Source organism: Limosilactobacillus reuteri subsp. porcinus (assembly GCF_036621895.1).
In the GTDB taxonomy this organism is placed as follows: Bacteria; Bacillota; Bacilli; order Lactobacillales; family Lactobacillaceae; genus Limosilactobacillus; species Limosilactobacillus reuteri_J.
The window spans coordinates 1-7,075 of the sequence record NZ_LN887328.1; the positions used below are offsets into that span (position 1 = coordinate 1).

At 40.1% G+C, this 7,075-nt stretch carries 3 protein-coding genes and 1 pseudogene; all 4 read right to left on the bottom strand.

All coding sequences use genetic code 11. From position 1 onward, the window contains the following. Positions 1-134 precede the first annotated feature (134 nt). Positions 135-1,037, bottom strand: a complete 903-nt coding sequence (locus AACL61_RS01295; RefSeq protein WP_339110872.1) for a GH25 family lysozyme — start codon at positions 1,035-1,037, stop codon at positions 135-137. 151 nt (positions 1,038-1,188) lie between these two features. Continuing rightward, positions 1,189-1,965 (bottom strand): tyrosine-protein phosphatase, encoded by a 777-nt coding sequence (locus tag AACL61_RS01300; RefSeq protein ID WP_339110873.1) that lies wholly within the window; start codon positions 1,963-1,965, stop codon positions 1,189-1,191. 96 nt (positions 1,966-2,061) lie between these two features. Continuing rightward, a complete protein-coding gene (locus AACL61_RS01305) occupies positions 2,062-5,547 on the bottom strand; it encodes a DEAD/DEAH box helicase (RefSeq protein WP_339110874.1) in 3,486 nt (1,161 codons plus the stop codon). 64 nt (positions 5,548-5,611) lie between these two features. Continuing rightward, positions 5,612-7,060 (bottom strand): annotated as a pseudogene (locus AACL61_RS01310) (LPXTG cell wall anchor domain-containing protein); the annotation flags it as partial. Positions 7,061-7,075 lie beyond the last annotated feature (15 nt).

A 7,075-nucleotide genomic window follows, 5' to 3' on the forward strand; every position in this document is an offset into this window, starting at 1 on the left:
TCCAACTACTACGGCCCATAGCGGACTTTCACCACCTAGCTAATACCCATGCCGGGCGCACCAGAAGTGAGGCTGGGAGAAAAATTTTTCTCTCAGCCTCACCTTTTTCACGAATAATACGTGGAACTAGCTTCTTAACTAAGTGGTTCAAACTTGCCAAACGCCTCATTACTATCAGCGTTTCGGCATGGAAGATAGCCATATTGCCCATATGCGCGGGGCTGGCGTAACCAAACATAGCCATTATGACGTGACCAGGCATCATAATCAATGACGGAGCCAACTGGCAAGGTCGCAATCACAGAAGATGTCGGCAGTGCACCCCAGCGTAAATCAAGAACGCGATCTGTGATAAAGCGTCCCTTTTCACGGTGCCACTCATCGCCCAAGGAATCGGTCCACGTTGACGAATCGCTTTGTGTCAGGATTGGCTTAACATCAACTTGACCAGTTGGATTAGCAAGGCGCTCCCAGCCCTCACGATCAACCGTTGCAATTGAGCGGTCCTCATCGTCCCCCGCGAATTGCCAAAGAGTATATGTCTGCCATGGACTCGTATTAACTGTCATTGCCGGAACCGTCCACGAGTGCCAATCCATCGAAGCATACTTGGCTACCCAGAGGCCACAATCACTAACACAATTTGCAACTTGCCAAATTGCTGATTCTTGAACATAGATCAATGGCCATATCCCCGTTTGGCGGTGAATTTCATCAACAAATTGCCGTACCCAAGTCGTATCACCCCAGGCAGCGTTTTGATACTGTTCCCAATCAACGGCTAAAACTGCCTGTCCGAGCTTATCTTGAATATGCGATAAGAAATAATTTGCTTCCGCGATCGGGTTGCCACCACCAGCATAATGGTAAAGCCCTAAAAGCCGCCCCGCATTCTTTGCTAACGAATATTGGTATTGGTACTTTGGATTTAAGTAGCCCGTCCCTTGTGATACTTTAACAATCGTGCCTTGTGCATGAGGGTCAGTCACGATCCAATCGGCACTTCCCGAAAAAACATCTGTAAAATATAATGCCATCAATTTATCCCTCTTCCGATCCCCGCAAGCAATAATAGGCCTCCAATGTTCGGTTTAAACCGGGCGTTGGAGACCATTGTTGTACTGCGCTATTTGTCTTTTATAAAAGTAATTTGATTTATGTCACAGTCTCTGAACTAATCTTAGCTTTTTAAAATAACCCAAATAATTTTTTACGTTGCTGAATCTTCTTAATCTGATGGCGACCAATTTCATCCCCGTTAATGATAGCTCGCGCATTATCTTGGTATTCTTGAGCAACGTCAGCGCCAAATTCACGCGATAATTTGTCAAAGGCCTGCCGCATTTCGTATTTTCGTCCTGGAAGGTCATGAGCATCAGAAGCAAAGATATATCCTTGACCAGCCGCAATCAGGTTTTTACTTAATTTTTCGACTTTTTTACCAAATGTACCAACATAGGAACTAGCGGTAATTTGCGACAAGCATCCTTTTTCCAGCATTTGATAAAGCAAGTCCGGTTCAGCCATGATCTTGGTATTCCGTTCAGGGTGAACAACCACTGGCGTAATTCCCCGTTGTTGAAGGTTAAAAATCATCTGGTTAGTGTAATGAGGTACATCATTGTCTGGAAATTCCAGCATCATATACTTTCCACTCTCATCAGCGAATAAAATATCATCATTATCAAGGGCTTCAATTAGCTGACCATTAATTCGCACTTCTTGTCCAGGAAAGACAGTTAATGGAATATTATTTTTCTCTAGTTCTTCTTGAAATTCTTTTGTTCGCACTAAAACATCTTGTTTATGGTTTACATAGTGCCCGTTCATATGATGAGGAGTCAAAAGTGCATGGGTAACCCCGTTTTCTGTTGCTTCTTTTGCAAGTCGCAATGAAATCTCCATACTTTTTGAACCATCATCAATCCCCGGCAAAAGGTGACAATGCAAATCAACCATTACCATTCTTCTCATCCCTTTTTTCACATATTAATATTTTAAGTATAGCAAGTTATAGCTGGATTTTATAGGTACTTAGGATAAAACTTCACAAAACCTATATTATTTGAGAATGTTGAGAAGTGTCTCCTTGTTGATGACGGCATTTGCTAGCTCGTTTCCTGAAAGAATAGAATTGGCAAGAGCTGCTTTCTTCTGTTGCATTTCAATGATCTTCTCTTCAATTGTGTTTTGTGCAATCATTTTGTAAATCGTTACGTTATTCTTTTGACCAATACGATGAGCACGGTCAGTCGCCTGATTTTCAGCCGCAATATTCCACCACGGGTCAAAATGAATGACAACATCAGCACTCGTAAGATTTAACCCCGTTCCTCCTGCTTTCAGAGAAATTAAAAAGACAGCTGGCTGATCATAGGAATTAAATTCATCAACAAATTGTAAACGATCTGCTTTCTTTGTCTTTCCTTCAATCACAAAGTACTTAATTCCTGCTTTAGCAAGTTTTTCTTTTAAAATTGCTAATGCCGATGTGAACTGCGAGAAGAGTAAAATTTTATGATTATCCGCCACTTCATCCTTAATTAAGTTCATAGTTGCCTTAATTTTTCCCGAAGGACCACTGTACCCACTATCTAACAATTGAGGACTGCAGCATAGTTCACGAAGACGAGTAATTTCTGCCAAGACTGCTAATTTATTCTGCTGAAATTCTTCATCATTCTGTTTTTGAATCTGTCTTATCAATCTTTGAGCCCGTGCCTGATATAGATTTTCTTGTTTACCAACCATGGGTGTTAAAAATACCTGTTCATTTTTCATCGGTAAATCATTAAGGACATCTTTCTTCAAACGACGGAGCATGAATGGTTGTACCAAACGTTTTAAGTCGTCCTGAGCTTGGTCATCCTGATTTTTAATAATCGGTCCTTCATATTGTTTGCGGAACTGCTGATAAGAACCGAGAAAACCAGGCATCAAGTAGTCAAAAATACTCCAAAGTTCGCTTAACCGATTCTCAATCGGAGTTCCAGTTAAAGCAAAACGCTGCTTAGCATTGATCGCTTTGACTGTTTTAGCGGCAGCAGTTTGGGGATTTTTAATGTACTGGGCCTCATCAATAACTTCAATATTAAAGACATGCCCTTCATAAAAATCAATATCTCGTTTGGCGGCATCATAGGAAGTAATAATGATATCCCTTTCTGTACTTTGCGCAAACTGTTTCCGTCGTTCAGCTTTACTACCATCAAGAACAGTTACTTTAAGGTCTGGCGCAAACTTTTTAATCTCATCTTGCCAATTATAGATAACTGCTGCTGGGGCAACAATTAAATTCTGTCCGTTTCCTTGTTCACTTAATAGAACAGTAATAATCTGCAGGGTCTTGCCTAGTCCCATCTCATCCGCCAGCAGTCCACCAAAATGATACTTCATTAAGGCCATTAACCACTGGACACCATCATATTGATAGGGACGCAATGTTGCATGAAGATTTGCCGGCACGTTAAAATCTTTCTGAGGAGTTTTAACATCAGTAACTAGCTGGTGCAATTCTGAAGTAGTGCGATAATTCAATGCTTCTTGGTGGGATAAAAGATCATCAAGATAAAGAGCACGATACACCGGCAATTTAAGTTCTTCCGCAGTAAAATCACGTGATGAGATTCCCATTTTGCGCAATGTCTCAACTAATTCAGCTAGCGAAGGTTCGTCCATCTTCAAGGTTTTCTTGCCCAATTGATAGTACTGTTTATGCGGTCGGAAATCTCTTAGAATTTGCTTGATTTCTTTAGCAGTTAGTTGATCATCACCAAAATCAAGTTTTAAAAGGCCAGAATCGATGGAGATACCGACACTCACCTTAGTAAACGGCTGTTTGTATAACCCATTAAATGCAGGAGTAGCCTTAGTAATTCCTATTTCTTGCAATTCATTGACACCAGTTGCTAGCAAATTCGTTGCCTCATCAACTAACAGAACTGCTCTTGTCCCAGTTTGATTAAACTTGGTGAAATATTTAGCTAGTACCCGTTCAACTCTTTGCATCAAAAATTGCGGTAGGTCATCAATTTTCTTAATTTTTTGTGTTTTGCCATCAGTTTCAGTTGCCAAGTCACAATAAATCTGTTCATCATGATAATCCAATAAGAAAACGACTGTTGGTAATGAAGGTAAAAACTTTGATAAATCGCGATCTTGGGGCGGCTCGACTGAAAACATCGACTGAAGCTTGGGCAACACATAGCGGTAAAACTCAGCCATAGTATCAACACCAAAGACAAGATCACTGGTTACTGGAAAAACAGGGTCTAACTTATTAGGGGTTATTCCTGTAAAAGCAGTCCAGGTATGGTCATCAAGGTGGTAATAGGCTGCCTGTCCATGAATAAGGTCAGCAGGAAGGTCAACACTAACATCAAGGTGACGACTTGGATCGTCATCGGCACCATATGCTTTAATTGAAACTGTCGCTTTTAATGCACGTTCTTCCCGCTTAATAGGCACTTTCCACCGATTATAAAGTGTATTACCAGTCTTTAATATTTGATCAACTTCATCCATAATCACGCCAGCCAGGGGCAGCTCATTTTTTACGGATGCTTCGTAATACCCATCGCGCGTTAAATCAGCGGTCGAGGATAGCTTGATAATCAAGTCTAACCATTGTTTGCTATCTTTATCAAGGTTTTCGGGGATAATTTGCTGATCAAAGAACTTTCCTAAACGAAGCCGCTCACCACGGGCAATCCCATTTGTTAAGGTTGTCAAGTTTGGAAATTTATACATATGATCTGGTACACCTGCCCGGAAGTAAAGGTATTGACCACCATCGTAGTATTCACCGATATTAGCAGTAATGATCGTCTGACTATCAGGAGCGCGATCAAGAAAATTAGCTAGCATTTGCCGGGCCGCTTCATTGGTATTCTCTTCAATATTATGTTGATCAAGGTACTTTAATAAGCAATAAAGGGCAACCATTTTAGCGATCTGTTGTCCTTCTCTTGTCTTTACAAAGTTTACCTGGACGTCCACAATCGTTTTTCGATTAAAAGCAACTAGCACTGAAAAGTAATATTGTTTAAAACGCCCAGCCACTGAATAATTCCACTTAGCTCCAGGAATTGTAAAATAAGCATCTGCAGCTTTAATTAGGATCTCAGAAATGATTTGAACATCGTCAAGATTAGTAAAGACATGTTCAATCAGCCGTAGCGGAAAGACTTCTTTACTTAGAAAACTCTGCGGATCAACTGGTAAACGGTTTGGCGGAAAAGCTGATTGAAAAACCTCACCTAACGATTTTTGCGGTTCAATATTTGCCGAACCATCATCAATCGCTTCTAAAACCGCGGCCATGTGTTTACAACGATGGTTATCCTGCGCATAGGGACAATCACAATGAAGTTGAGAAAACTTTCCATTATGGTATCTACCAGTTACTTTATAAGCCCGATTTCCCTTAACGATTGCAGAAAAATTATCGTCTGCATCAAAAATTAAGCTTTTAACTCTGCCGCGATAGTAGTAATCTTTCCCTCGTTCATAAATTCGTTGTGCAAATAGATTACGCCAGTTACTCATGTGTTGATCCTTTCAAATATTGTATTTTCATTGATTATATAGACTAGCATGACGAAAAACAAATTTATTCGTACCGTCTGAGTGCTGCCCCAATTCCTGCTAGCCCAATAACAGCGCCAAGGGCAATAATCGGAAATGAAGATTCATCCCCGGTTCGTGGCAAAATATTATTTGTTGTTTTATTCTTAAAAGACTTAGCTAATGAAGGCTGGACAATGTTATTCAGTGCTGTCTGACCTTTTATTACCCCGTTTGGTCGGACGGTATGTTGCTTGGTTTGCGAAGTCACCAATATTTCTGGTGCTGAGGTTTGATTATCATCATTAACTTCCACTACCTGGGCAGAAAGATCATTCGCACGCATATTATTTTCTTGGGTACTATCAATCGTTTTCTGTGCAGGCGAAGTCTCTTTATTAGCGTCTGCCTGTTTTTCTGTTGCGGAAACAGTAACTTGCTCGCTAGTTAAAATTACCGATCCATCAGGAAAAACAATCAAGACATCTTCAGTATGCTTTCCAAGATGTTGAAGATCGGCTGCAACTTTAGCATCATCTTTCCACACTACTTTTGTTCCCTGGGGTAGCTTATTTTCTTGTTCATCGCCGGGCAAAGTAATAACAGCTTTATTCTGATGATCATCATTTTCAACCGCAATCGCTGTCGTAACTTTAGGAGCAGGAGTTACTCCTGTCGCAACAGTTAGTGGTTCAAGAGTGATTAGCGAACTATACTTTAAGGCATCAGTTTGTGCTGGAAGTTTTTCTTTTGCTGACGCTAACTTTTCTTGTGAATTTGTCTTATTGAGCAACGCTTGCAAGAGCTTGGTTTGCGCATTGATTGCTTGAGATTGCATAATATTGCGCTTATCTTTGGCCTCAGTAAGTAGTTCTTCTTGAAGTGCCAGATTTTGTTGAGCTTGTGACACTGCACTTTCGGCATCTTTAATTTGTTGAGTAGCAGTAATAAGCGGTTGGGAAATCTGCTCTAACTTTTGAAGCAATTCTTGGGCAGCAATAGATGTTTTTTCTGCCTTTTCTACGGCCGATTGCATTTTATTATGTAATTCGACTAATCTTTGTTGAATTTTATCTAATGTTTCTTCGTGGTTTTTAATTAAGTCACTTATTTGGTCAGTTGGATTATCATCATACCATCCATTAGACATTACTGGAGAATATGACAAACCATAAGAAGCGATATTCACCCACCTGATATCATCTTTAGGCTTATAATATTTTCCCTCTCTTTGCGCTGCTGCAACCTTATACAATTCCTCTAGCTCTTCTTTTATTGTTACTTTTGCTTGTTCAAGATTCTTGATATTATCTTCGAATGGTCTACCCATTTTCAGATAATTAATGGTTTTTTCGTTTTTGGCAATAATCTTTTTCAATAAATCAATGTTGCCTTGATAGTCATTCGCGAGGAAATTTTTATACGCTTGATTCTCAGAAATTAGGTTTCCTTGATTATCATAAGCAATATAATCAAGCATTGATCTTTCTTGAACTACTCCCACTTAGCT